The 24,725-nt window shown below is 64.4% G+C and carries 20 protein-coding genes; 4 read left to right on the top strand and 16 right to left on the bottom strand.

Annotated elements, in window-relative coordinates:
• Nucleotides 1-185: 185 nt before the first annotated feature.
• From AB4Y67_RS15245 to AB4Y67_RS15225, 5 genes are all read right to left on the bottom strand, one after another.
• Complete coding sequence (locus tag AB4Y67_RS15245) at nt 186-950, bottom strand: DinB family protein (protein WP_441406610.1); 765 nt, start codon at nt 948-950, stop codon at nt 186-188.
• A gap of 56 nt (nt 951-1,006) precedes the next feature.
• Nucleotides 1,007-1,405 (bottom strand): type II toxin-antitoxin system VapC family toxin, encoded by a 399-nt coding sequence (locus AB4Y67_RS15240; protein WP_441406609.1) that lies wholly within the window; start codon nt 1,403-1,405, stop codon nt 1,007-1,009.
• Nucleotides 1,402-1,668 carry a type II toxin-antitoxin system Phd/YefM family antitoxin gene (locus AB4Y67_RS15235; protein ID WP_441406608.1) on the bottom strand — a complete coding sequence of 89 codons (267 nt, stop codon included), beginning with the start codon at nt 1,666-1,668 and terminating at the stop codon, nt 1,402-1,404. Before AB4Y67_RS15235 ends, AB4Y67_RS15240 begins: the two co-directional genes overlap by 4 nt.
• A gap of 41 nt (nt 1,669-1,709) precedes the next feature.
• Nucleotides 1,710-2,291, bottom strand: a complete 582-nt coding sequence (locus AB4Y67_RS15230; RefSeq protein ID WP_441406607.1) for a histidine phosphatase family protein — start codon at nt 2,289-2,291, stop codon at nt 1,710-1,712.
• A 64-nt stretch (nt 2,292-2,355) separates the two neighbouring features.
• Nucleotides 2,356-2,829: an SRPBCC family protein gene (locus tag AB4Y67_RS15225; protein WP_441406606.1), complete on the bottom strand. Its 474-nt coding sequence runs from the start codon at nt 2,827-2,829 to the stop codon at nt 2,356-2,358.
• Nucleotides 2,830-3,069: 240 nt separating this feature from the next.
• On the opposite strand from AB4Y67_RS15225, the gene AB4Y67_RS15220 reads away from it, so the two are divergent.
• The 4 genes from AB4Y67_RS15220 (at nt 3,070) to AB4Y67_RS15205 (ending at nt 9,824) form a co-directional block, all read left to right on the top strand.
• On the top strand, nt 3,070-3,435 hold the full coding sequence (locus tag AB4Y67_RS15220) for a hypothetical protein (RefSeq protein WP_441406605.1): 366 nt from the start codon (nt 3,070-3,072) through the stop codon (nt 3,433-3,435).
• 65 nt (nt 3,436-3,500) lie between these two features.
• Nucleotides 3,501-3,881 (top strand): VOC family protein, encoded by a 381-nt coding sequence (locus AB4Y67_RS15215; protein WP_441406604.1) that lies wholly within the window; start codon nt 3,501-3,503, stop codon nt 3,879-3,881.
• Between the two features lie 2,047 nt (nt 3,882-5,928).
• On the top strand, nt 5,929-8,067 hold the full coding sequence (locus AB4Y67_RS15210; protein ID WP_441406603.1) for a GTPase: 2,139 nt from the start codon (nt 5,929-5,931) through the stop codon (nt 8,065-8,067).
• Entirely contained in the window at nt 8,064-9,824 is a 1,761-nt protein-coding gene (locus tag AB4Y67_RS15205; protein ID WP_441406602.1) for a GTPase, read from the top strand. Before AB4Y67_RS15210 ends, AB4Y67_RS15205 begins: the two co-directional genes overlap by 4 nt.
• A 131-nt stretch (nt 9,825-9,955) precedes the next feature.
• On the opposite strand, the gene AB4Y67_RS15200 is transcribed toward AB4Y67_RS15205, so the two are convergent.
• The 11 genes from AB4Y67_RS15200 to AB4Y67_RS15150 form a co-directional block, all read right to left on the bottom strand.
• The gene (locus AB4Y67_RS15200) at nt 9,956-11,629 is read right to left on the bottom strand and encodes an alpha-amylase family glycosyl hydrolase (protein WP_441406601.1); all 1,674 of its coding nucleotides are present in this window, start codon (nt 11,627-11,629) and stop codon (nt 9,956-9,958) included.
• Nucleotides 11,630-11,637: 8 nt separating this feature from the next.
• Nucleotides 11,638-12,564, bottom strand: coding sequence for a carbohydrate ABC transporter permease (locus AB4Y67_RS15195; protein ID WP_441406600.1), 927 nt, complete (start codon nt 12,562-12,564; stop codon nt 11,638-11,640).
• Complete coding sequence (locus AB4Y67_RS15190) at nt 12,561-13,646, bottom strand: carbohydrate ABC transporter permease (protein ID WP_441406599.1); 1,086 nt, start codon at nt 13,644-13,646, stop codon at nt 12,561-12,563. The genes AB4Y67_RS15195 and AB4Y67_RS15190 overlap by 4 nt, the downstream gene beginning before the upstream one ends.
• Nucleotides 13,647-13,731: 85 nt before the next feature.
• Nucleotides 13,732-15,051 (bottom strand): ABC transporter substrate-binding protein, encoded by a 1,320-nt coding sequence (locus AB4Y67_RS15185; RefSeq protein ID WP_441406598.1) that lies wholly within the window; start codon nt 15,049-15,051, stop codon nt 13,732-13,734.
• A 136-nt stretch (nt 15,052-15,187) separates the two neighbouring features.
• Entirely contained in the window at nt 15,188-16,210 is a 1,023-nt protein-coding gene (locus AB4Y67_RS15180; RefSeq protein WP_441406597.1) for a LacI family DNA-binding transcriptional regulator, read from the bottom strand.
• Between the two features lie 560 nt (nt 16,211-16,770).
• The gene (locus AB4Y67_RS15175; protein ID WP_441406596.1) at nt 16,771-17,541 is read right to left on the bottom strand and encodes a DUF4839 domain-containing protein; all 771 of its coding nucleotides are present in this window, start codon (nt 17,539-17,541) and stop codon (nt 16,771-16,773) included.
• Between the two features lie 421 nt (nt 17,542-17,962).
• Nucleotides 17,963-18,802 carry a GmrSD restriction endonuclease domain-containing protein gene (locus AB4Y67_RS15170; RefSeq protein WP_441406612.1) on the bottom strand — a complete coding sequence of 280 codons (840 nt, stop codon included), beginning with the start codon at nt 18,800-18,802 and terminating at the stop codon, nt 17,963-17,965.
• Nucleotides 18,803-19,581: 779 nt separating this feature from the next.
• The gene (locus AB4Y67_RS15165; protein ID WP_441406595.1) at nt 19,582-21,261 is read right to left on the bottom strand and encodes an NERD domain-containing protein; all 1,680 of its coding nucleotides are present in this window, start codon (nt 21,259-21,261) and stop codon (nt 19,582-19,584) included.
• Nucleotides 21,258-22,121 carry a hypothetical protein gene (locus tag AB4Y67_RS15160; RefSeq protein WP_441406594.1) on the bottom strand — a complete coding sequence of 288 codons (864 nt, stop codon included), beginning with the start codon at nt 22,119-22,121 and terminating at the stop codon, nt 21,258-21,260. Before AB4Y67_RS15160 ends, AB4Y67_RS15165 begins: the two co-directional genes overlap by 4 nt.
• Before the next feature lie 63 nt (nt 22,122-22,184).
• The gene (locus tag AB4Y67_RS15155) at nt 22,185-23,678 is read right to left on the bottom strand and encodes an ADP-ribosylglycohydrolase family protein (RefSeq protein ID WP_441406593.1); all 1,494 of its coding nucleotides are present in this window, start codon (nt 23,676-23,678) and stop codon (nt 22,185-22,187) included.
• Between the two features lie 28 nt (nt 23,679-23,706).
• Nucleotides 23,707-24,633 carry an ARPP-1 family domain-containing protein gene (locus tag AB4Y67_RS15150; RefSeq protein WP_441406592.1) on the bottom strand — a complete coding sequence of 309 codons (927 nt, stop codon included), beginning with the start codon at nt 24,631-24,633 and terminating at the stop codon, nt 23,707-23,709.
• Between the last annotated feature and the right edge of the window lie 92 nt (nt 24,634-24,725).

Below are 24,725 nucleotides of genomic sequence, written 5' to 3'. Positions count from 1 at the left end.
CCGGCCAGCTAGAAGCCATCGCCACTGCCAAACAGGCTGCCCCCGTCAAACCCGCCGTGAACGAACGATGGAACCAACGCGCCAGCCGGAGGAATTCATCTGAGGCAACGACTGCACCTTCCCGGAGGTATTGACATGAGGCAACAGGGGTGCGGGGCCGAACCACCACCGGATGGGCACCGGATTCAGGAAGTGGAGTCTCTCACGGCTTCGACCGTGTCCAGGTCACGGACGGCGTAGCGGTGGTGCTCCCACTCCTCGTTGATGATTGTGTGCAGGCACGACAGGATGGTCACCGCGTGTTCGGGACCCCAGGGGTTCTTGCGCACCTTGGCCAGGTCAGCCGGGGTGGCGGCGGCGAGGAAGTCGCGCACCATGGCTACCCGGCCGGCCCGCACCTCGAGCACTTCCGCATACGTCGGTGCGGCCGTGGAGAAGACGGAGATGTCGTAGCCGTCCGGCTCGTACTCAAAGTTTGGCTGGCCTGCGGGGTGGTACGGCTGTTCGATCTCCTGGATGGCCCGGCCCAGCCACGTATCGGTGGCCATGACCAGGTGACGCAGCGTCTGGGCGAAGGACCACTCGCCGTCCACCGAGATATCGACCGTGCCGGCCGGCATCGCCGCGACCCGCTCGAGCGTCGCGGACCAGGTCCGCTCCAGGGCGGCCCAGGCGGATCGAAGCCCATCCGGATCGCCGGCGCGTCTTTCGGCACGGCCGGGAAAGCGGCGGTTGAGTTCGGCCTCGACGAAGGGAACAACATCGACGCCGTTGACGCGCAGGAAGTCTCCGCCGTCGAACAGCCACGGCGCATCGATGTCTGCCCCGCCCACATCCACGCCGCGCATCACCGTGCCGGACAGGTCGGACCGGACGAACCGGGCTCCCCGCAAGTTCACGTCGACGAATTGTGCTTCGCGGAGGTCGTCGGACTGATCAAAAGCTGCCATGGCGAAAACTGTCGCACGCTTTTCACCCGGACGCACCCGATCCCGGCCGGATTCCGCTACGGAGCCATCCCCGGTGACTGGGTCCGGAGCCCGGCTTCCGTCGCGGCGGTGACGAGTTCGACGTCGTAGGCCACCAGGATGTCCGTCTGCAGCCGGACGGCGGTTGCGAGGTGGATGGCGTCGGCGTTGCGCAATTTTCCGGGCATGGCGGCGGCGTACATAAGGTCCGAACGCGCCACGTCCACGAGATTGATTCCGTCCAATACTGTGGTGATCAAATCGGCCGGCAGCCCCCGGCGGTGGCCCGCGCAGTGGAGTTCCGTATAGAGCAACATGGAGGCGACTAGCTGGTCGCCCCGGTGCGCGGCCGTTGACAGGTACTGCGCCGCAGCGGCGGACTCGGTCTCTTCCACGACCAGTTTGAGGGCAGCAGAAGCGTCAACGTAGATGATCACCGGTCGCCGCGCAGTTCGGACAGGATTTCTGCGCTGCCGGCGTCGCTGCTGACGCGGCGAAGGATCTGGAAGTTCACGGGTTCCGACGTCGCGCGGCGCACGCTTCCGGACAGCAGCAGCCGCTCGAACGGCGAGGCGGCGGGCGGGATCAGGGTGGCGGCCACTTCGCCATTGTTGGTGACGTCGATGGTTTCGCCGTTCTTCACACGCTCAAGGATCTTGCTGCTCTGATTGCGGAGCTCGCGGTGCGGGATGGTTGTCATGACTGCCTCCGTAGCAATCGTAGCGCCGGGCTGGTTTGCGGTCAGCTGACGGCGGCGGTCAGCCGTTCGCCGTTGAAGTATTCGAGGTTCCAGCCCTCCGCGGGGTGGTGGTGGGCCAGGTTGAGCACGGCGTTGGTGACGCTTGGCAGGGTGCGGCCGACCGCGCGGCTGAGGCTCACCCGGAGGAGCGAGCCGTGCGTGACCACCAGGACGCGGCCGCCGCGGAACTCCTCTGCCAGCGTTTCCAGTGCGGCAAGCCCGCGGACCGCTGTTTCGTCCTCGCCTTCGGCTCCGCGGAAGCCGCCGGGGGTGCGCAGGGCATCGAGCTCGGCACCGTCCTGCAGGCCCTCTGCGGGACCGAAGCTGCGCTCGGTAAGCTCCGGGACGCGCCGGGCCACGGTGAGCCCGAGCCCGGCGGCGATCAGGTCCGCGGTTTCCGCGGCGCGGCTCAGCGGCGAAGACACGATGGCGTCCCACTCGTAGCCGGCCAGGGTTTCGACGGCGTCCCGCGCCTGGTCCCGCCCGACGTCGTTCAGCGGAATGTCGGTGGTTCCTTGCAGCCGGCGCTGCGCATTCCAGTCGGTCTGGCCGTGACGGATGAGCGCGAAAGTTGTAACGGTCATGGTTCCAGTCTGCCTTGGCGGGCGGTGGAACCGGACATCGCTGACAAGGGGGGTCCGGGCCTTCTCAGGTGCGGCTGTTCAGTACCGCCTGCAATTTCTCGAACGACTCGGTCCATCCGCTGCGGTGCAAGTCCAGCCGCTCTTCCGTCAGGAACGGTCCCTGCGAGAGCACCAGGCGCGTGGCTTCGTCGGTGCTCCCCAGTGCGAGGTCGACGACGGTGTCCCGGTCGTCCGCCGTCGGTTCCTCCCAGCGGAAGGTGTACACGAGGCGCCATGGCGGATCGATCTCCAGGAATTCGCCTGAGAGGTGGAACGGATCGCCGTCCGGTGGCGTCATCCGGAACCGGTAGCTGCCGCCTTCCGTCAGGCTTACCTCGGCCGCGGGGATCGTGAAGCCGTGCGGACCCCACCACTTCACCAGTTCGGCGGACTCCGTCAGCATCCTGAAGACTTCTTCCGGGGGAGCGTCGAGCGTGCACTCCAGGTCCAGGTCCAGGATCAGCCCGCCGGATTCCGCATTTCCGGTTTCCTCGTTCATCGTTTAACTCTGGCACCCTGCGGACGCCGGCGGAAGTGGGCCGGCCTGGGAGCGCCCCGTCAGGGAGGCGATAATTCGGGTCCTGAAGTCCCCTAGCCGTCACCCTGACACGTGCGTAGACTCCACATTGTCCCTACTGAATTCACCCGCGCTGGGCGTTGCTGGGGACGCGATGGCCAGGACGATAAAGCGGTCAGCGAAAGCACCGATAGGCCTGATCGCAGAAATCAGGAGCACGTGATGAAAACAGCTCAAAACGTCGCAGCGGGCGCAGCATTGACTGCCGCACTCGTCGGCGGCGGCATGTATCTCGCAATCGCCGCACCGGACGGCGCCGCGACCTCCACAACATCGTCGGCCTCTCAGCAAAAGGGTGGCCACCAGGCCAACGGCGTCACCGAGCAACTGCTGACCGGCGACACTGCGGCCCGGGTGGAAGCGGCAGTGAGGGCCGCCAACCCTGACGCGACCGTCGTCCGCGTCGAAACCGATGCCGAGGGGGCTGCCTACGAGGCACACATCCGGAAGGCCGACGGGACAAAAGCGACGGTGAAACTGGACGCCTCGTTCAACATCACGGGCACCGAAGCGGGCAAGAAGCGCTAAAGCATTTCCAAACCGGGGGGAGCAACGCCATCGCTGCGATCATCAACGCATAGAAGGGAATCATCATGCTCAAGGATTCAAACATCATCGCTGTCCTCGCCGCTAAGGACATCAACAGGGCGAAGGATTTCTACCGCGACAAGCTGGGGATAGAGCCCACCGATTCCATGGAGGAGGGGAGCCTGATGTACAGCTGCGGCCAAGGAACAGGCTTCCTTATTTACCAGACAGAGAATGCAGGGACGGCCAAGAACACCCAGATGGGCTGGGAAACTGACAATCTCGAACGTGAGATGGAGGAACTGCGCGGCCGTGGCGTCGTCTTTGAAGAGTACGACTTTCCCGGCCTGAAGACGGAAAACGGCGTGGCCACCGCCGACTGGGGGAAAGCGGCCTGGTTCCTGGACAGCGAGGGCAACATCATCAACATCGCCCAACGCGCGTAGGCGTGGGCCCGGCACATTTCAACATCACAATGCATCGCTGCTGCGAGCAATAAGGCCGAACAGAACCGGCTCCCGCCACCAAGGCGGGAGCCGGTTACAGGGCGATGGCCAGCCATATGGTCACAGGTTCTCAGTAAGCACATCAGCGCATGCGCGACGTCGATGCGGAGCCCGTCCACGCCCTTGTCACGGGCGTGCACCAGATCCCGAAACACGTCATCGCCCCAGCGCATCAAATCCCAACTCAGTGAACACGCTGGCCAACGCGTCGAACGGGATTCGCGAGTCCGTTCCCACCACGCGCCCCGGACAGCCACTACCTGCGGGCGCCAGCGGGGCGGCCGCTTCGAACATGCCCCCTAAAGCGCGGCCCGGTGCATGCACCAAAAACCTAGGGGGCTGGTACGTGCGATTGCTTGTTTCTAGCCCGCTTGGTGCTCGACATTGACTATTTGCACTATTCGATGAGGCGGTAGCTGGCGTTGGTGGCTTCGATGTGCACGGGATAACCGGGGACTACGAGCTCGGACATCAGTGGGCGCCCGAGGCCCAGCCGACCCGACCTACCGTTGCCTGGATGCCATGAAACGATCCGCTCTTCGCCCCGGACAAGGACTGGCACCGCTCCCGGTACAGAGGGGAAGGCGAACTTCGAGCCTGCTGGAATTCGAAGATATGAGCGATTTCGGTCTTTTGGCGTAAGTGACTGCGATGGGACGATCGCGTTTCTTACGGGCGGCGCGAAGACGGCTCGAGTCATATCCTGTCCGTGGACTGATGCCATAGGCAGCCGTACACGAGTTGCATTGGTTGTAGTCGTCCGTGGGACTTTGTAGTGGTTCAAACTGTGGGCTTTGTTGCCATGTCCCGGAATCCGGACGTTGGCGAACGGGCCGACGCGATTCCTGTCCAGAAGGTACGCCCGCGAAGCTGGCGACACCTCTCGCGCGAACTGATTGATGAGGGCGACCTCAGCGCCGTCGACATCGGGGTGTCGTGCGTAGTGCACAGTTAGCTCAGGAAGGATCGTCAGCATCTTGAGCCACCAACCGCCCGCGTGGGGTCCCGTCGCGCCAAGCTTGGTCGAATAGTAGGCACGCGTTCTGGCTGACAGCGATGTTCCAGCTTTGCCAATATATAGAATCGGCTCGTCAGCCAACCAGAACCGCTGCAGCCTGCTCCTGAAGGAGTCGATCGTTGCGGGCATACCGTCAACCTCAAGGAACGGGCAGACGTTCACGAGCTCATGAAACGCCCGAGTGCTCAGCGGCAGTTCTGTGGCTGCGCTATGTAAAGCATAGGGTTCGGATGTCATAGAAATTGCGTAAATACCAGGTTCGTCTACGGGAATCCGTTGTCCCCACTCAGCAGACCCTGCCCATTCCACGCCACAATTGTCGAAGAGGGCGCCTACGGAAGTCGTCATGATATAACCCTAAGCCGTGACTATGACAGCATCGACACCGTAGCACCCTGAATTTTAGGTAGCCCGTAGCCGAGTAGCTGTCTTGGAATGTTGATCCCTGCACCCGGTGCGGCAACGTCCAGCCGGTCTGGCCACGGCAGCTGAGGACGATAGACGCGAGCATCATTCCTCCGTAGCCAGGCTGGCCGTCACGCGCCAAAAACATCGCAAAACTGATGACGTGCTTTCTGCGACGCGGTCGCCGGCATGCGGGCGTGCCCAAGGGGCGCGCTGGTCTTGCCGAAGGCGTCTCGGTGCTTCCGAAAGGGCTGTACTGCCGAGTATGCACTCAACGCGATCCGTCCGTTCTTCAACACCTGCAGTTAGACGGGCGCCGTTTCCGGTATCTTCATCCGGGGGGACCGCGACTCGTCGGACTCAAGCTCAGAGAGAAAGCACTCGTTATGAAGTTCGAAGCGTCGCACTTTCCGCAGTACGCGCGGCTGTCCGCTTACCTAACTGTTGGGGCGCGGCCCCGGCCGACGGCGGCTCATTCGCCAATGTCACGGAGCTCAAGGACGCTTTCATGAAGACCGGCGGTACATGCAACGAGAGGGCAACCCAAGGCAAGAATATTCTGACATGCGCATGATTGAGTGCGACGTGCCTTCCCGCCACGAGTGGCTACCCTCAGCACTTCCTGTGCTCTTCGGTGAGGAGCCTCCGCTGTCAGATCCGTGGCCCGCGATTAGGGATTTCGTGGCAGCCTTCGCCGCCCGAGCTGGAGCCATACGCGAACAGGCGCTGCACGATGAGGCCGAGCTCGATGGCATCGACTCAGCACTAAGCAGTGGCGACAGAGAGTCATGGGTAGCTTGGGAAGAAGCGACCCTCGACTTCGACGCGCCGATGCGCGTTGTCCTGATGGGGCGGACGATGGCCGGGAAGTCATCGCTCTTGTCGGCGCTGTCTGGCTCACACTTCGACAGGATCGGAGACGGTCGTCAACGATTCTCACGCGATGTCTTCGCTGCGACCTCGACGGCGTCTGGCCGTATTGAGTTCGTCGACACTCCCGGCGTCGGCGCACACGATGGCGCAGAAGACTTCGAGCTAGCGTTTAGCGCCGCGCTTCACGCGGATCTCATCTTGTGGGTCGCGAGTAGCGACTCCATCCAGGAGGAGACAGCGCGTGCACTCCGTCTGATCGGAGTCAGGGGCAAGCCGATCATTGTCGTTCTCAATTGTCTCCAATCTCTCGAAGGGATCGGGCGGATGAATTTACTGAGGTTTCCTGAGCGCGTCTTCGGAAACCGGGAGGGACTGGTTGAAGAAATCCGGCGTAACATGTCAGCGGCCGCCGTCGCCCCCCTCGACGTGGTCCACGTGCACGCGCTCGCTGCGACCGAAGCATTGGCACACGGTGGTGAGATCGACACAGAGCTCCACTCGTCGAGCCGCATCGATGATCTCGTCGATGTCTTGAATCGCGAGTATGCCACTCACAGCGAGAGCAGGCGAGCTCTGAGGGTGGTCGACGGGCAGCGTCGTCAGGTCGAGTGCCTCATGCTTTCGTTGGCGGAGGGATCGACGACCCGCCGCATGCAGGCAGAACACGCAAGGAAACTCAACGAGGATATTCACGTGCGGTTGACCCGCATCGTTCGTGCCGCGGGCGAAAGCATGGTCGCCGACATTGCAATCATGCTCGGACGACGCCGTGACTGGCACCTCTCAGTGAAAGATTTCGGAGAGTCGCTCCAGCAAGCCTGGAAGGAGGAACTCGATGCGTTGCGGGGGGAACTGAACGAGGCGCTGGAAACCAGATTCTCGCAGTTGAGGGTGGATGTGGAGTCGGCATTCGCCGCGACGGACGCCGAGTGGGCGAGCATTTCGCCCGACCGGTTCACTTTGCGGGATCTCACAGGATTCGAATCAGTACTCGGGAACCGGTTGGCGCGGGCCGGAATCGCGGCAATCAGTGTTGGCGGCGCCTTAGCTGGCGCCAAACTCGGTGCAGTGATCGGTTCGACACTCGGACTGGCGACCGGCCCCGGAGCAATCGTTACGACCATCGTCGGCAGCATCGTGGGAGCCGGCATCGGCATGGCAATGAAGCCCGTCAAGGGACTCATTGACAGTTGGGTGTTGGGCCAAGACGGAGTGTTGCGGAAGAGACGCGACGAGGTGGCGAAACAGGTTGGGCCAATTCTCGACGATCTCCTGGGCGAGTGCGAGCGGGCCGTCGAGGAACGGCTCGGCGTGCTACATACCAGCCTTACCACCGCGCGCGGCCAAAGTGACGACCGAGCTGCAGCACTCGACCGACTGGCGGACCGGTGGCTCCAACACGGAGCGGCACTCGGAGCGCTGATCCGAGAGCTGGACAAGGAGACAACAGCAGCCTTGCTTCGAATCGCGGGCCGCGAACGGCTTGCTCGATCCCTAAGAATGGCGACACGCGCGCCCGGGGTCTGCATCCTCGCCGAGTTCGAGGACGCTGCGTTCTCGGAGGCATGGTTGTACCCGCCGGACGTCGGGGAGAAATTGGCTGGCGGGAGGGCGCGCAGCGCCGGCGAAGAGGCAGCGGGCGCGCTCTCATATGCATGCGGCCTTGTCGAGGCGCCTGCGCACCTATTGAGAGCAGATTCAGGCGCCGCCACCATTTGCGTGGACGCTGATATACCCCTTGAGATCTCAGAGACGTGGTCTGACGCATTGACATCCCATATCAGCAAGCACATCCGCATAGACAGCACCAGAAGGACTTCAGAATCGTGACCGTTAACCTGTTTAAGGAATCGTCCGCCGCTACGAGGGAATTGCATGAGGATCTTCGTGAAATCCTCTGCGAACTTGATCCTGCGGTCGCAAAACCCCTGCTGGAACGTCTCTTGGTGGACCCCCACGCAACCCCGCTTCTGGTCTTCACGGGGCAGTACAGCAGCGGCAAGTCGACTCTCATCAAAGCCCTCACCAACGGAGCCGCCAGCGTCGTCATCGGATCGGGTGTGACCACCGACGCCGTGGAAGAGTTCGACTGGGACGGCGACGTCCGCCTTGTCGATACGCCAGGCGTGTACGCGGGCCGCCCGCATCACAACGACCTCGCTGAAGAGGCGCTTCAGTCAGCCGATCTCGTGCTATTCGCAGTTACGGTCGAGCTCTTCGATGACGTCCTGACCGCCCACCTCCGTGACGTGCTCGGCCGACTCGGCAAATCACGACAGACACTTATCGTCGTAACCAAGGCGGGAACTCGGATGGCCGCCGAAGGCGTGCGAGAAGAAGCGATCAAGAAAGCGCTCGGCTCGTTCGACCAGATCCCTTGGGTCGAGTGTGACGGTCAGTACTACCTCGAAGGTCTCGATCTTGCAGCCTCCGACCACGACTCCTCGAAAGCCTACATAGAGGAGTCCCGTCTGGATAATGTCGCGACGCTCATCAACCGTTTCGCCAGCCAACAGGGAGAGCTGGGCAGACTAAGTCAGCCGCTGCAGCTCATCATCGCGCTTGCCCTCGAAGCATCTGCCGGCATCACGGATGACCCCGGTGAACAGGCCGCCCTCGCCGTTCTTACCAGACAACGTTCCGCGCTTTCCAAAAAGCGGATCCATCTGGACAGTCTGCTCGAAGCGCGCGCAGCCCAGTTCCGAGCGGACGCGGTGCGCGCCGCCACGCAATTCGCTGACAGCATCGAACGCGACGAACAAAGCAGGGCCGAGAGTTCCCACGAGGGGGTATCGGACGCGCATATGGCAGCGCTAAACGAGAACCTTCGCGCTGCCTTGGATCGGTTCGAGAGTGCGGTACGCAAGGTACTCGAAGTGCAGTTTGACGACCTCGCCTCCGAAGTCCTAGAGATTGAAGCCTCTCCCTACGGCCGTATCTCGGTCCGGCTCGGTGACTCGGAAGCTACCAGCTTCGAAGCGCGACACGTGGACGTCCGGCCAGGCCGTTCTCCCCTTCCTCTTCCGCCAAGCTGGGCAGGCGACTTGTCGAAGTATCTCAAGCAGTTCCACGACTTCTGGGGTGCTGGCAGTGGAACGCAGGCAGCCGCAGGCAGCACAGGGCACAAAGTTGTGCTGACAGTCGGCAGGGCGTTCGGTAAGAAGTTCAAGCCATGGGAAGCGGTGCGGACCGCTAACAATATCGGAAAGGTCGCTAAGGTCGGCGGGATTGCAGTCTCAATCGGACTGGAGGCGTACGGAGCCATTGCGGAGGAGCGGTCGGCAGTTAAAGAAGAGCAGGCACGGGTAGAGCGTCGCCGCAGCATTACCCAGGAGGTACTGGCCCAGGCGGACGGCATCGTGGTCGATGCGCTCCACTCGGTAGATTCCAACTTGGAGGATACATTCAGGCCAGAGTTGCAACGCATCGACGCGATGGCTGACGAGATTCTTGGGGCACGCGCAACGCGATCCGGTCTGCAAGATCGGCTTGTCTCAGTGCGACAGCGGGCGAGGACCGTGTTGACCGCGCTGTCGATCTCGGAGAGCACCCGGCCAGCAAGTCATGTAAGTCGGCAGCCTGTCTAAGTCCGCAAATAGTCCGATAGATTCTCAAATGTGACACCCTGTATTTACGGGCACGAGAAACGACCCTGTCGATGCCAATGGCCGTCCACCTTCCTAAGGAACGTGGACGGCCCTTCGTATGACGGAACGGATTAGCCCCGCAGCACCCAGGCGGCGTTGTTCGGCCGCAGCCAGCCGTTCTCTTCGAGCGGCGCCGCGCTGAGCAGCACGGATCCGGCCGGCAGCCGCACCGGCTCCCTGCCCATCGCGACGGCGACGAAGAAGTCAGCGCTGCGTTCGCAGATCAGCATGTTCCCAGCTTCGACGCGCCAGCTGCCGCCGTCGTCCGGGCCGAAGATCTCCGTCTTCCACAGCAGCCGGCGCAGCTCCAGCGCCTTGGTCACCAACGACAGCGACGATTCTGCGTCCTGCTGCTGGCGCTCGATCGCGTGTTCTCCCCAGCCCTCCGGGACCGGCAGCCACGGCTGAGCCGCCGGTTCAGTCAGCGAGAAGCCGTGGCTCAGCGCCTCGTCCTCGGTCCACGGCAGCGGGACGCGGGCGCCGTCGCGGCAGACGCCGCCGCGGGCCCACATGGGATCCACCCGTGACTCCAGCGGGACGTCGACCTCGGGCAGCCCGAGCTCCTGTCCCTGGTAGAGGTACGCCGGGCCGGGCAGCCCCAGCAACGCCACCAGCGCGGCGCGGGCACGCAGGGCGCCGACTTCGCCGCCACCAAAACGGGTCACTGAGCGGACGATGTCGTGATTCTCCAACGCCCACGTGGGCGTGGCGCCGTGCAGCTGCCGGGCGGCTTCGAGTTCATTTCCGACGGCGGCCCAGGCCTCGGGATCCCAGCCGAGCTTCACGAACGCGAACGCGAAGGCCTGCTGCATCTCGTCCGCGCGGGTGTAGCGGGCGGCACGGGCCGGCTCCAAGTTGACCTCGCCCACCAGCAGCCGGTGCGGCTCGTACTTCTCCGCCAGGGTGCGCCAGCGGCGGTAGACCTCGTGGACCTCCTCCTGGTCCGAGACCTGCGGGTTGGACCGCAGCCCGTCCACCACCCCGCCCTCGGAGGGCGAATCCGGCAGGCCGTCGGCCTTGAAAAGGGCATGCGCGACGTCGATCCGGAGGCCGTCCACACCCTTGTCGAACCAGAAGCGCAGGACCCCGTCGAAGTACTCGCCGACGGCGGGATTGCGCCAGTTCCAGTCCGGCTGCTCGGGGGAGAAGAGGTGCAGGTACCAGTCCTTGTCCGTCGCCGAACCCGGGTGGGCGCGGCTCCAGGCGCGGCCGCCGAAGACGCTCTGCCAGTTGTTCGGCGGAACATCACCGCCAGCGCCGGCGAAAGCAGCACCGCCGGAAGCAACAACGGAACCCGACCCGTCGTCGTCAGGCATGTCCACCCGACCCGGGACAAAGTGGAACATGTCCCGTTCCGGCGAGCCCGGCCCGGCCGCCAAAGCAGCCTGGAACAGCGGGTGCTCCGAGGAGCAGTGGTTGGGGACGACGTCGAGCAGGATCCTCAGGCCCAGCGAGTGCGCCAGTTCCAGCAACGTATCGAACTGCTTCATGGTGCCGAACAGCGGGTCCACGCCGCAGTAGTCGGACACGTCGTAGCCCTGGTCCACCTGCGGGGAGGGCTGGAACGGGGTCATCCAGATCCCGTCCACCCCCAGCGAGGCGATGTACGGCAGCCGGGCAATGAGCCCGGAGAGGTCGCCCACGCCGTCGCCGTCGCCGTCGGCGAAGGACCGCGGATAGACCTGGTAAATGACGGCGGACTGCCACCACTCGGCGGAAGGCGCCAGAGCGGTATCTTCGACCAAAGCAGGGCTCATTTGCTGGCGCCGGCGGTGAGGCCCTCGACGATCCGGCGCTGGAAGACCAGCACCATGATCACGAGCGGAACGGTGACGATCACGCCGGCCGCCATCTGCTCGCCGAACGGAGCCTGGAACTCGGTGGCGCCGGTGAACTTGGAGATCGCGACCGTGGCGGTCTGGATCTTCGGGTCGTTGATCATCGACAGGGCGATGATGAACTCGTTCCAGCTGTGGATGAACGTCAGGATCGCGGTGGTGAAGACGCCCGGTGCGGCGAGCGGCAGCAGCACCCGGCGGAACGCCTGCCACTTGGTGCAGCCGTCGATCATGGCGGCTTCCTCGAGGTCGAACGGCAGGGCCTTCATAAACGTGGTGAGGTTCCAGACCGCCAGCGGGATCGCGAAGGACAGGTTCGGCACGATCATCGCCTGGTAGGTGTTGATCCAGCCGATGTCCGTGAAGAGCCGCAGCAGCGGCACCACCACGGAGATGCCGGGGAACATCGACGTCGCGATGATGACACCCAGGATCAGCGACTTGAAGCGGAAGTTCAGCCGGGAGATCGCGTAGGCGGCGAACACGCCCAGGACCAGCGCGAACGTGGTGGTGGTGCCCGCGACGATCAGGGAGTTGAGCAGCGCCTGGCCGAACATCGTGGAGCCGTCGAACACCTTGGCGTAGTTCTCCAGCGAGAACGGCGCCGGCAGCAGGGTGTTGTCGAAGATGTCCGCGGTGCGGCGCAGGCTTGAGACCAGCATCCAGTAGAACGGCGCCAGGCAGTAGGCGAAGATCAGGGCCAGGCCGGCGTAGACGCTGTAGGAGCGCCAGGTGCGCTTGGGTTTCGTTTTGCCGGGTACGACGGCGGCAGTCGCCTTGGGTGCGCCGGAACCGGTCGTGCCGGAATCGGCGGCGGCGTTGCGGAGGTCGGAGATGGTCATCGGGTGGCCTCGGCCTTCTTCTGGTCAGCGTGGTCTGAGGTCGAATGGTCAGCGGTCGCCGGCGTCTGGCTCGCCGCGATGCGGTTCTTCCGGGCGGTCTTCTTCGACAGCAGCTTCAGTTCCTTGGCGCCGGTGACGTCGGCGCCGAGGACCTTCACAAAGACAATCGCGACGACGGCGACGTACAGGAAGAGCATGACGGCGAACGCGGAGGCGGACCCGTAGCGGAGCTGGTTGGATTCGTCCCAGGCCAGCATGGAGAGGGTTTCCACGGATTCCTTGCCGGGGCCGATCAACACGAAAGGCAGGTCGAACATGCGCAGGGCGTCGAGCATGCGGAACAGCACGGCGACCAGGAGGGTGGGCTTGACCAGCGGGAGGGTGATGGAGCCGAGCTGGCGCCACCAGCCGGCGCCGTCGATCCGGGCGGCTTCGTAGACTTCGCCGGGGATGACCTGCATGCCGGCGAGGACGAGCAGGCCGATGAACGGGGCGGTCTTCCAGACTTCGGCGATGATGACGGCCACCTTGGAGGCGTTGCCTTCGGCGGTCCACAGGATTTCGCTGCCGAGCAGGTTGTTGGCGATGCCGTCGGACTGGAAGATCCAGCGCCACAGCAGGCCGGAGACGGCGGTGGGGACGGCCCAGGGGACCAGGATGCTGGCGCGCAGGAAGGACCGGCCGCGGAAGGCGCGGTTCATGGCGAGGGCCAGGCAGAGGCCCAGGACGGTCTCAAGGAACACCGTGGTGACGGTGAAGAAGGTGGTGTTGGCGAAGGCGTTCAGGAAGCGCCGGCCGGATTCGCCGACGAAGAGGTCGGCGTAGTTGGCCAGGCCCACGAAGGATTCCACGTCGGAGACGAAGCCGTCCGCGTCCAGGCCGGATTCGGCGCGGAACAGGGACTGGTGCACCGCGGAGAGCAGCGGGTACACGATCACCAGGGCCAGCACCAGGATGGTGGGGGAGAGCAGCATCGCGGCCATGCGGCCTTCACCGGGGGGGCGTTTGCCGCGTCTGCGCGGGCTGCCTGGCGTGGGCGTGCCGGTCTGCGCGCCGGCGGGCGGGGCGGTCGTCGTCGTCATGCTGGGTACCTAACTGGAGTTGCAGCTGCCTGGCCGGCCGGGGTAGGCCGACCGGCCAGGCGTGTGGGGTGAACTGCGGGCTGAGTTACTTTGTGAGCTCGGTGAGCTTGGCCTGCATGTCCTTCAGGGCCGTGTCGGTGTCCTTGGCGCCGGTGATGGCGGCGTAGGCCTCTTCCTGGATCGCCTTGGTGGTGGCGCCGTACTGGACCACCTTGGGGCGCGGCTGGGCGTTGTTCAGCGACGTCAGCAGGGTGGGGAAGAACGGGCGCTTGGCGACGACGGCGGGGTCCTCGAAGAGGGAGGCGTACACCGGGGCGCGGGAGGACAGGGCGAGGCGCTTCTGGGCCTGCTCCTCGCTGGTGAAGAACTTGACGAACTCCAGCGCCGTGGCCTTGTTCGGGGTGAACGGGGAGATGGCGAGGCTGCGGCCGCCCAGGGTGGAGACGCCGGGGCCGTCGGTGCCGGGGATGGAGGTGATGTCGAACTTGCCCGCCACCTTGCTGGAGCCGTCCGTGGCGCTCAAGGAGGCGTGCAGGAAGGGCCAGTTGCGCATAAAGACGAGCTTGCCGTCCTGGAACGCGCGGCGGCCCTGCTCCTCGAGGTAGGTGATGGCGTCGGACGGGAACATGCCGTCCTTGAAGCCGTCCACCAGCAGGTTCAGGCCGGCCTTGGCTTCCGGGGTGTTGACGGTGGGCTTGCCGTCGGCGTCCACCACGGTGCCGCCGGCGGAGGCCACGGCCTCGGAGAAGTTGACCGTGAGGGCCTCGTTCTTGTCGAACTGGCCGGTGTAGCAGGACATGCCGGCGGCTTCGGGGAGCGCCAGGATCGCCTTGCAGGCGGTCTTCATCTCGTCCCAGGTCTTGGGCGGGGCGGCGATGCCGGCGGCCTTGAGCAGGTCGGAGCGGAAGTAGAACAGGGCGCCGTCGGTGTAGTACGGGGCGCCGACCAGGGTGTCCCGGTAGGTCGCGGCGTTGACCGTGGCGGGGATCATCTTGTCGGTGGGGACGGCGTCCGCGGGCAGCGGCAGGATCCACTTGTTGGCGGCGAACTCGGAGGTCCAGACGACGTCCAGGTTCAGCACGCTGAATGTGTCCGACTTGATCTGCGCGTTCTGGATGAGCTGCTGGCGCTGCTGGTCCGCGGAGTCCGGCAGTTCGATGAACGTGACCTTCTCCTCCGGGTGGGCGGTGTTCCACTCTTCGATGCTCTTGTTCGCGGCACCGGAGGCATCGCGGTTGGAGACGTAGTTGATGGGGCCCTTGCCCTCGAAGGACGCGGCGGTGGCCTTCGGCGTGCTCTTCGCGTCCGTGGCGGTCCCGCCGCAGCCGGTGAGGGCGACGGCGGCGACGGTCAGGGATGCGGTGGTGGCGAGAAGAGTCTGCCAGGTGCGGCGGCGCTGCCTCATGTGTTGCTCCTTGTTTTCTGGGGTGGTGCAAGGTGGGTGGTGCGGGTGGTTTGGTGCATGCGGAACTGCGGCGGCTGGCCGGTTGGTGGCACGGGGGAGTGCCGGCTGCCGCCGTTTGGGTGTTGGTCTAGTGGGGCTAGCTGGTGGGTTGCTGGGGGCCCGGCGGCGCTGGGCTGGGCTGTGTTGAGTTCGGTGGCGCGGTGGAACCGCGCTCGATCAGCCGGTGCGGCATGATCTTCGGCCCCAGGTCGCGGGAGCGGAGCAGCTTCTTCACGGCCATCCGTCCCATCTCCTCGAGCGGCTGCGCCATGGTGCTCAGCGGCGGGTTCACGTGCAGCGAGGTGGAGGTGTTATCGAAGCCCAGGACGGAGACGTCCTCCGACACCCGGAGGCCGCGCCGCTGCAGTTCATTGACGACGGCGGCTCCCATCTCGTCGCTCATCGCGAAGATGGCGGTGAGGCCGGGTTCCTGCTGCAGCAGCTCGTCGACGCCGGGAGCGCCGCTTTCGTAAAAGAAGCTGCCGGTGGCGGTCACCGATGTGCAGTTGGCCTCGGTCATGGCGCGGAGGTAGCCGCGCTTCCGGGGCTGGGCGACGTAGATCGACGCCGGATCGCCGGTCAGCAGCCCGATGCGGCGGTGGCCGAGCCGCAGCAGGTGACGGGTCGCGTCGTAGGCTGCCTGCTCGTCGTCGATGGCCACGCTGGGCGAGCCCGACTTGTCGCTGATGGCGACGGAGATGATGGGGACGTTGGGCCCCAGCAGCTGCCTGGTCTCCGGCGTGATCACCGCGGAGATGAGGATGACGCCGGCGGCCCGGTAGGTGCGCAGGGTCCGGAGGTAGCCGGCGATGTAGGCGGACTTGGCGCCGGTGCGGCCCAGCATCACGGCGTAGCCGCGTTCCTGGGCCTCTTCCTCGACGCCCTGCATGACCTGGGAGGCCAGGGCGTCCGAGACCATCGGGGCGAGGAGCCCGATCACGGACGTCTGCCGGGTCTTGAGGCCCCGGGCGAGGTAGTCCGTTTCATAGCTGAGACTCTTCACCGCAGTCTCGACGCGTTCGCGGGTCTCGTCCGAGTAGCCCACGAGCCCGTTGACAACCCGGGAGACGGTGGCCGGGGAGACGCCTGCGTGCTTGGCGACATCGCGGATGGTGACCACTGTTCCTCCTCCCTGAGGGTGTCTGCGGGTGTTGCTGAATCGGACTACAGATGCCTGACGCAAACGGTTTACGTAAACGGTTTCGTAAGGGTGCAGGATCAACAGTAAGGGGTGGGCGCGGGATCGCGTTGCGTTTCGTAAACGGGGGTGCGCGCTAGGCAGGTCCCTGTGGCTAACACTCTGGGCGGGTGGAGTTCAGAGCATCGTGGCGGTGTTGTGTGATCGACTAATGTCACTCCGGCCCAAGGCTGCCCTCCGCTCCGTAGAGGAGCCTGCCTCCGTTCTCGCCAAGATCAAGGTCAGCACCCTATCGGCTTCAGCCCATCTCTCGAAAGTCCTGCTCACTCATCCGCGCCTTTCCTCACGAGAGGGAACAACGACGCCAGTACGCGCAACACGAAAGCCCTGGCCGGAGGGGCCAGGGCTTTCGCTAATTGACGGAAGTGGGGTAAGGGCGGGTGGTTTCGAAGCCTGTTCCGTCCTCGCTCTTTACCGTTGCGGCAATCTTGAGGAGGTGCGATTTATCGGAGTTTTAGGTTCCGAAGTGGGGTGAGTGAGGCTCATCTCACTTCAGTGGAAACCGGTTTCAAAAAGAAAAGCTCTTGAATGCGATTATAGCCTTCGACCCTAGCGATAATGTGAAGATTCTGTCCCGCACCTATAGTGTCTGGAACGTTTGAACCTGTGAGACGTAGATCGCTAACAATATTGACATCCTTGAACTGAAAGTTTGGTCCAGTCGTTGTCGATTTACTGTAATCACCAGCTGCTATTAAGATGTCATATCTAGTTTTATAACTTCCATGATTGTCCATGTGGGCTATGTTTCCATCAAACTCGATATTTTTACCCTCATATTTAGCCGCAAATGCTTCAACCATATCCCCGTCTGAAGCCGACCCAGCCAGAAGCGCTGCAAGGTCCTCGTTGCTCTCTACAGTCAGCGTCTGCGCTAGCTCGGGTACCACTGCTGCGGCCTCGGTCGGGGCGCTCTGCTCGGGTTTCTCGGAGGGCCCCTGCGTCGGCTCCTCGGAGGCAGTCTTAGCGTTATCGCAGGTTCGGTCAACGGTAAGGCGAGGAGCAGTAGAGACCTTTGCCCCGATTTGAGGTTCTTGGCTGCACACCTTCCAGTTCGACTTGTCGACAACACCGAACATGCCGCCGCCGAGGACCTCCACCTCATCGTCGATTCCGGCTCGCTTCACGTCGCTGATTGCAACATCGAGGCCCTTTCCGACCACGTCGGGCATGGTGACGGCGGCCTCGCCAGAGCACCCTGCGACTAGCAAAGCGACGGTGAAGACAGCGGACGTGACGACAAGACGGCGCATGGATGTTCCCCCGGGGACGTGACTCAGATTTGGATGGTGGCGCGCTCAACGGCAGGTAGATACGTGCTGGATGAGCCCCGCTATTTATAAGACTTACAGTACTAGGACTACGCAGCGATAAGACTCACCAGCCGATCACGAAACGCCGCCATGAACCACTGCAATCCACAGCAAAAGCAGGGGCGGGCCAGGCAACCCCCGGCGCACGGCCACCCGGGTGTAGTCTCGCTGGCTGGACTGCAAAAGCACTAAGCCCTAGGGGTTTCTTTGTAACCCTCATGATGGTTCTGTCCGAGTGGGCGGCCAACGGTGAATTTCCAGTCGCAAGAACCCCGTTAGTCGCAAGGACCAACGGGGTTACTCGCGCCATGGTATCGACGTTTTAGCTCCGGGTGGGCGGCCATGTGGCTCTCGACGGTCTTTACTTTTCGCAGCCTACTCCGTCGCCATCGCGGTCCAGGCTTCGACTGTAGCCGGGCTGGCCCGCATAGATCGGAGCTGCCCCGGCAGCCCTAACCGCTGCACAGTTGGCGTAGGAGGTCACAGGTGCCGGGGGCACGTAGACACGTGCCGGCGGAACGTAAGGCGCGGGCGCGGGAGCCGGTCGTACGTATGGCGCGGGGGCCGGCGCGACGTAGACGGGAGCAGGCGGGACATAGGGTCTGGGCGCAGGTGCCACGGGCTCGGGCACCACGACAACTGCTTTGGCTGCGTCATCCCCTTCCGTGTCGGCAGACGCGACGACCGCAGCCTCCTTCTCATTGGTCGGAACCAATTGTCCGGAGCAATCTTGCAGTACGGCTGCCATCGCGTCGTGTTCGGCCTGCGTTACCCACAGGTCATACGTCGCTTTGACGGCGATCTGCCGGGCGACGTATTCGCAGCGGAAGTTCTGGTTCGGCGGCAACCAGGCAGCTGCGTCGCTTTCACCTTTTTTGACATCGGTCGGGCCGTCGGTGGCCTGTAGGTTCAGGGGATCGTTGGCGAGAGCCATGCGCTGCGCGCCGGTGAGTTGCTGGGCTCCCTTTATCCAGGCGTCACCGAGCGCGACTACGTGGTCTATCTGCACGGCGCTGCTGGTTTCCGGGCCGCGTTGGAAATTGATCGTCATTGCCGTGTAGGGGTCGGGTTCAAGGATCCCGCTCTCCACCTTGCAGGTGGAATTGGTCATGAAAATGACCTTGGTCAGGTCTCGCTTGAGTATGTCGTTCCTGGTGTCGCATCCGTTCCTGTCAATATCTGCCCACGCCTGACCGTACATGGCTCGGGCGCTGTAGCCCGGTGTCGGAGCAATGCTCTTTATGGGGAGAAGGGCGAGAAGATCCAGTGCCTTCGTTGCGAAGGCGGGTTGGCTTCTCGGGGCGGTGTAACTGACGCCTCTGGCGAGTTCCGTGACCCTGTCGGGGTCGAGCGGTTCCCCCGTGTTTGTCGGGGACGGCGTGGGGGAAGGAGTGGCCGGTGGTTTGGCTGCGGCGGCGCGGGACGCCTCTTCTGCCGCCCGTTTTTCATTCTCCGAGGCCGCCTGGGCAGCAATGCGTTCGGCTGACGGGGGCGGCACAGCTAGGGCACCAACAAAAAAGAGCACCACAGAGGCCGCCAGAACGATGCCACCAACTTTTCGGCTGCCCGGCAGTCGCGCCCAAGAGCGGCGGCCAGTAGCGACGACGTAAAGGCCGGTGACCGCGGCAAATATGGAAAGAAGTAGCAGTGCTCCACCGACTCCACCACTGGCTGAGCCCAACGCCACGGCCCCCAGAGCGAGAGCTCCGACAATGAAAGTTGAGACTTTGGGCTTTCGTGGCGGCTGAGGCGGATCGTACGAATCCTGCGTGCCTCGAAACAATTGGTAGCTATTCAATTTGAGATCCCCATGTTTTTGGCACATCAGCTTCGTCGCTGGTGCCCGACCTATGACGCTGTCCCGCGTCAAGGGGAGTATATGGCCTTGTTACGATTTCGTGGATTCCGTCTCATCATGTCGTTCCTGACGCCGCTTCGATGGACTAGGCCGCCAGGATTAAAGCCCTGTCGCCCTCCTTCTCAGCGGTGAACGGGCGTTGCCGGCGTCCAAACCTCTGCCCGCGACAGAGCCATCTTCAGATCCCGCCCGCCGGCCTCCTCCAGCAAATCGGAGTCGCCGACAACCACGAGGAGACTTCGAGCCCGGGACAGGCCAACATAAAGCTGTTCGGCTGCCCGGCCTAGGTCCTTAAAGCCGTTGACGCACAGAACAATCACAGACCGTTCCAGGCCTTTGAAGCCCAGAACGTGGCCGTAGAACTCGCTTTCGTTGGCGTGAAACTCGCGCCAGTAGTCAGCGGTAGTGCCGTTCTCGAAGAATTCCTTATGGATTGGATGGCGTTCCTTCGTCGTCAACATGGCGATCTGGTTGTTCGCCCACCCCTCGTCGATCAGAGCATCGATGCAGTCACCGGCAACGTCGAGGGCGTCCTCGCTGGCGCACTGAACGCGCCGGACGGGAAGGCCAGTGCTTCCCCGGGGCGTGAAGTGATCGCCGGCAAAGGATTTGAATGTTTCGGCGATCTTCCTCGTGTTGCGCAGATTCTCGTCGATGTGGATCGTCACTAGGTCTTCCAGCGGGCTTGCCCCATCCGTCGAGGGATTGCCCCAACGCCGGTAAACGTCCTGGTGGTCGTCCAGGAAGGCGTAGATCTCGGCGTCGTCCGTGGTGGTGGCAAGCAGCGCTTGCCACCACAGCGGGGCAAAGTCCTGAGCCTCATCAACGATGACGGCATCCAGTCGCTGTTGGGGCTGCAGGCTGACCGCGAGGTCCTTGAGCAGCTGCGGCAGTTCCTCTTCGAAATAGGCGGGTCCCGTGCCGTCTGGCACCCCGAGACGCCGGGCATATTCATGGAACTCTCCGGTGAATGCCGGCTGGGCATGACGCCAGATCGAAACCCGGTCCTGGAGGTACTGGCTTATGCCCTTGTTGTAGCTAAACAGGCCGACGCGTTTGCCCTGCTTGCAGAGCAGTCGGGCTTTCTCCACGGCCAGCCAAGTCTTTCCACTTCCCGCGCCGCCGGTGAACCGAATCCTTGGCAGCGACCGCGTGGCCTTCAACAGCACCGACTGCCGCTCGGTGAGATGATCCTGGACATCTTCCGATTCTTTGGGGTCCAGCGGCTTGGTGCCATCGTGAGCCAGGGTTCCGTTGAGTACGCGGACGATGCGTTCCATGAACTGCGGCGCCAGCGACGAAGCGCCGCCGCCTTCCCGTTCGATGGCGGTCCGGACCAGTTCGGCCGCTGACACGGTGTCTTCCTTGTCGAGGACCAGCGATCGCGGGCAGCCCGCCATCTCCCAATCACGGGGCACCTCGGTGTAGGGGACGCTGACCATGTAGGCGAAGCGGCTCGTCAGCGGCGTCCCTAGCTGGCGGCCGATCCAGTGCTTGAAGGCGTGAAGGGAGCCCTGCGACTGCGCAACGGGACTCTGTATCTTGTGCGCCCCGGACCTGTCGGACTGGAGCCACTGCCCGTTTTCGACAGAGACGCGTCCGCCCTTCACCTCAATGGCGGCCATGCCGACGCCGGGCCAGAGGACGAGGATGTCGATCTCGTGTTCTGCCCGCCCGTCTCGCAACTGGACCGAGTGGGCAAGTACGACGTCGTCCGGGAGGCTGTTTTTCAGCGCGTCCCAGACAGCCTTCTCTGCCAGCTGGCCCTCGCTGAATTCGGGTTCTTCCGGAATGCACTTCATTGCTGCCCCGTGGCTGCGTTCCGAATTCGCTCAATATCCTCGGGATACTGGGTCTCCAGCACTGCAGAGCCGCCACGCGCTCCCGGGTGCCTGATGAAGCATACGAGCCTCGTGCTGCCGCCGATTTCCAGCGGGAAGACGTTTTGGCTTGCATCAGGCAGACCGTCAAGGCTGTATTTGCCGAAGTTGGGCTTGCCGGCAAGCGCTTCCAGGTGCGCAGCGCGAAAGGCGTTGGCGGCCTTACCTCCAACGACGACGACAAGGCTAGCGGCGGAGGCCGCCAGGATCCGATCCATATGCCGCGTCGAACAATGCAGGGCAGCCTCGGGGACACCATGCTCGTTGTTGGACTTGCAGTGGACAACTTCGGTCATCACGGCTGCTTCGTACCAGACGGTGTCCGAATTCAGCAATGAGTTTGTTTGCTTCTCAACCCAGCCCCAGTAAGGCTCAGGGGAACCGTACGTGGGGCGGCCGGCCTTGATTGCCGCGTCGACTTTACGATGCTGCCGTTCCACCACCCAGCCGCGTTCGGGGTTGAACCGGTTGATCATGAAGTCGGCGATGTCGGGGTCGGCCCAGTTCACGGTTGGGTACTTCTCGGCGTACTGTTTTGAGGCCCACTTTGCAAGCGGGTTTCCGACGCTTATGGCGGGATTGGAAGACAGATAGACAATTCGTGCCGATTCGAGGTTTCCGGCCCACGCCTCCGGCACTTGAAACGTGCCCGGGTGTACGTCCTGGGAATGGACAATTTTGTGGCAAGGATGAGTGCTGCCATCCGGAAGCGCAAAGTCAACTTCCGCCAAGTCAGGACACCGGGCGACGCTCAAAGCGAGTTCTTCAAGGTAAACGGGCAACTATCTTCCCCCTGCATTCGCCGCGTACACCCGTTGGACTTCGGGACATACAATTTGCTCATCTTATGGTGTGGTTTGAGCATTCCTTAGCACCTTCAGGAACAAGTCATTCGGGTTCGCTCCGCGCAGCACGCGCCGCACATCCTCAAGCGCCTCCAGCGGCGAAGTACCTACAACAGCCGCTCCGTATAGCGCAGCCACGGTCGGTGTCCGGGACTCCGCCCTCACACAGTGCAGCAGCACGGTCTTGCCCTCGGCGCGGAAGCGTTCGACGGCGGCCGCCGCGTCGAGCAGCACAAACGCGGGGTGGGCGTTGTCGTCCTCATCAAGGGAGTCGATGACCCAGAACGTGGCGTGGTCTTCCGGTGCCACACTCGGCACACCCAATGCCCCCAGCCGGCACAGCGAGACGACGGCGTCGATCTCCAACTCAGCCAGCCTCCCGAGTGAACCGACTCCGCCCAGCCAGACACCGTCGTCCTGCGGGTGCTGGGCCAGGGCGTCGGTGCGACTCCACATGCTGTAGTCCTGGCGCTCGGCCCGGGGCCAGGAATTGGGGCGGCGGCCCTCGCCCCGGCCGAGCTCCATGCCCAGCATCATGAGGTCGCGGGCCCGCAGCCCGGGCCAGCCGTGCAGGTGCCGGCGCCATTCGAACGGCACGGCCGTATAGCCGTAGGCGGCACCGAGCAGGCCGCCGGCGATGGCGGCGACGGTGTCGGTGTCCCGGCCGCCGCGGACCGCTTCCTCCAGCGCCGCCCGCAGGTGCGCCGGGCCGGAGGCGTACAGGCCCGCGAAGTGGATGGCGCTCCAGGCGCCCTGGAAAGCCTCGACCACCCAGCCGTTGCGGGCGAAGTCCCGCGGCCGGGACCGCTCGGCCACCTCGATCCGTCCCAGCCACAGGGCCGCCCGCTCGGCGAACAGCAGCGGCAGGCCGGCCCGCACGTCCAGCCGTCCGGTCAGGACCGCCTCCCGGATGGCCACACACCAGAGACCGCAGGCTTCCTGCGCATCCGGGTCAGCGTGGGTCAGCGCGCTGAGCACCCCCGCCGCGGCCATCAGCTCAGCCGGGTCCCGGTCCAGGTAGGCCAGCGCCAGCGGTGCAGTGCGCATCAGCGAGCCGTTGCCGGCGCTGCGGCCGGTGCGGGCGTGGAAGTCGGCGGCCGCGGCACTGAAGTCGGCGGCAGTCACCTTGCTCCGCCCGGAGTCGGACGCCAGCCGACCGGCGGCGGCGATCACGGAGCTGGTCTGGGCGCCCACGTCCTTGGCCTCGGCGGCCCACGCAGTCCAGGCCCGGACCACCATGGTGAGCGCCGCGGGAGAAGTGGTTCCGGCGTCGGACGCCGCCGCCAGCAGGACCTGGGCGATCGGGATTGCCATGGAGGTATCGTCCGTCCATTCGGCCGGCGCGAACTCGAACGGCCCACCGCCCTTCATCGTGACTTCGGCGCCGTCGGGCAGCGGCGCGCCGAACTCGTAGCCGGCGCCGAGGGCGTCGCCGGCGGCCAGGGCGACGAGGACGCCGGCCGCGCGGTCATTCTGCAAGGGGGTCAGTTTCATGCCAGCTCCATGAGGGGGTGTTTCGTGTTCAGCCGGTCAGGTGGGCCAGCTGGGGGCGGCGCGTGGGAAGCTCAACGGCCATGCCGGCGGCGGACACCGTCCCGGCAGCGCGGGCGAGGTTCCGGCTCCGGAGCGACCCGTGGCTCCGGACCTCGACCGCCGCGGCGCCGCCGTCGAACGTCCCGAAGTCCATCGCCTGGACGCGGGCGRCGAAGTCGCGGGCCCGCTGGCCCGGCATCGGGCCGGACGCCAGCGCCTGGTGTGAGAGGAGCTCCAGGTCCAGCAGGGCGGAGTCGATCAGCTGGCGGTAGTGCCGGCGGAACAGCGTTCCAGTGCCGAAGACCTCCAGGAGCAGCGGCTGCGTGCCCAGCCCGATCACGACGCCGCGCTGGCCCTCCAGCGGCGCCGGGGCGTCGGCGGCAGCGAAGCGGTTGTGCGCGTTGTCCTTGAACAGGTCCAGGTGGTCCAGTAGGGAGCTCGTCACCGACGCGCCGCGGGCCGCGTCGAAGCGGCTGACCCGCTCCCAGATCCGCCCCTGCCGGTCGCCGCCGCGGCGGCCGTCGACGCCGGTGGCCAGTTCGGACCAGACGTTCAGCGGTGCCCGCCGTGCCTGCCGGCGATGGCTGGACGGGCCGGCTTCCCAGCGGCCGGCCTCGACGCAGAAGGTGTCGATGTCGCGGGTTTCGCCGGGGCCAAGGACGACATCGCGGGCGCAGGTCCGGTGCTGCTGCCCGCCCTCGAGCAGCTCGCCCTCCAGGAGCAGCGCCGGGTGCGGGCCGTTGTTGGTGACGGTGAGCCGGGCGACCTGGGGGCCGCTGGCGAGCTCGGTCACGGCGACGTCGGCGTGAGTGCCGGTGCTGTTGCCCAGGCTGCCGGAGCCGGAGGTCCAAACGGGGAAGATGCTGAGGGGGCCGAGCCGGCTGCCGGCGCCGACGTGGAGCTGGGGGACCTTCATGGTGAACCTCCGGTTGATTTAATGCATTTCTGCGCTAATTGACTCCAGTATGCACGGCTTGCATCTTTAGCGCAATGCTGCGTTAAATAATC

It is taken from the genome of Arthrobacter sp. YAF17, assembly GCF_052113365.1.
In the GTDB taxonomy this organism is placed as follows: Bacteria; Actinomycetota; Actinomycetes; order Actinomycetales; family Micrococcaceae; genus Arthrobacter.
This window is presented reverse-complemented; position numbering and strand designations above follow the sequence as displayed.

What these genes read in the sequence shown, in the direction of transcription:
- AB4Y67_RS15220 (WP_441406605.1), top strand. Translation starts at nt 3,070, where the DNA reads ATGAAAACAGCTCAAAACGTCGCAGCGGGCGCAGCATTGACTGCCGCA.
- AB4Y67_RS15195 (WP_441406600.1), bottom strand. Translation starts at nt 12,564, where the DNA reads ATGACCATCTCCGACCTCCGCAACGCCGCCGCCGATTCCGGCACGACC.
- AB4Y67_RS15245 (WP_441406610.1), bottom strand. Translation starts at nt 950, where the DNA reads ATGGCAGCTTTTGATCAGTCCGACGACCTCCGCGAAGCACAATTCGTC.
- AB4Y67_RS15155 (WP_441406593.1), bottom strand. Translation starts at nt 23,678, where the DNA reads ATGAAACTGACCCCCTTGCAGAATGACCGCGCGGCCGGCGTCCTCGTC.
- AB4Y67_RS15225 (WP_441406606.1), bottom strand. Translation starts at nt 2,829, where the DNA reads ATGAACGAGGAAACCGGAAATGCGGAATCCGGCGGGCTGATCCTGGAC.
- AB4Y67_RS15165 (WP_441406595.1), bottom strand. Translation starts at nt 21,261, where the DNA reads ATGAAGTGCATTCCGGAAGAACCCGAATTCAGCGAGGGCCAGCTGGCA.
- AB4Y67_RS15185 (WP_441406598.1), bottom strand. Translation starts at nt 15,051, where the DNA reads ATGAGGCAGCGCCGCCGCACCTGGCAGACTCTTCTCGCCACCACCGCA.
- AB4Y67_RS15235 (WP_441406608.1), bottom strand. Translation starts at nt 1,668, where the DNA reads ATGACAACCATCCCGCACCGCGAGCTCCGCAATCAGAGCAGCAAGATC.
- AB4Y67_RS15215 (WP_441406604.1), top strand. Translation starts at nt 3,501, where the DNA reads ATGCTCAAGGATTCAAACATCATCGCTGTCCTCGCCGCTAAGGACATC.
- AB4Y67_RS15175 (WP_441406596.1), bottom strand. Translation starts at nt 17,541, where the DNA reads ATGCGCCGTCTTGTCGTCACGTCCGCTGTCTTCACCGTCGCTTTGCTA.
- AB4Y67_RS15210 (WP_441406603.1), top strand. Translation starts at nt 5,929, where the DNA reads ATGCGCATGATTGAGTGCGACGTGCCTTCCCGCCACGAGTGGCTACCC.
- AB4Y67_RS15190 (WP_441406599.1), bottom strand. Translation starts at nt 13,646, where the DNA reads ATGACGACGACGACCGCCCCGCCCGCCGGCGCGCAGACCGGCACGCCC.
- AB4Y67_RS15170 (WP_441406612.1), bottom strand. Translation starts at nt 18,802, where the DNA reads ATGTACGGTCAGGCGTGGGCAGATATTGACAGGAACGGATGCGACACC.
- AB4Y67_RS15230 (WP_441406607.1), bottom strand. Translation starts at nt 2,291, where the DNA reads ATGACCGTTACAACTTTCGCGCTCATCCGTCACGGCCAGACCGACTGG.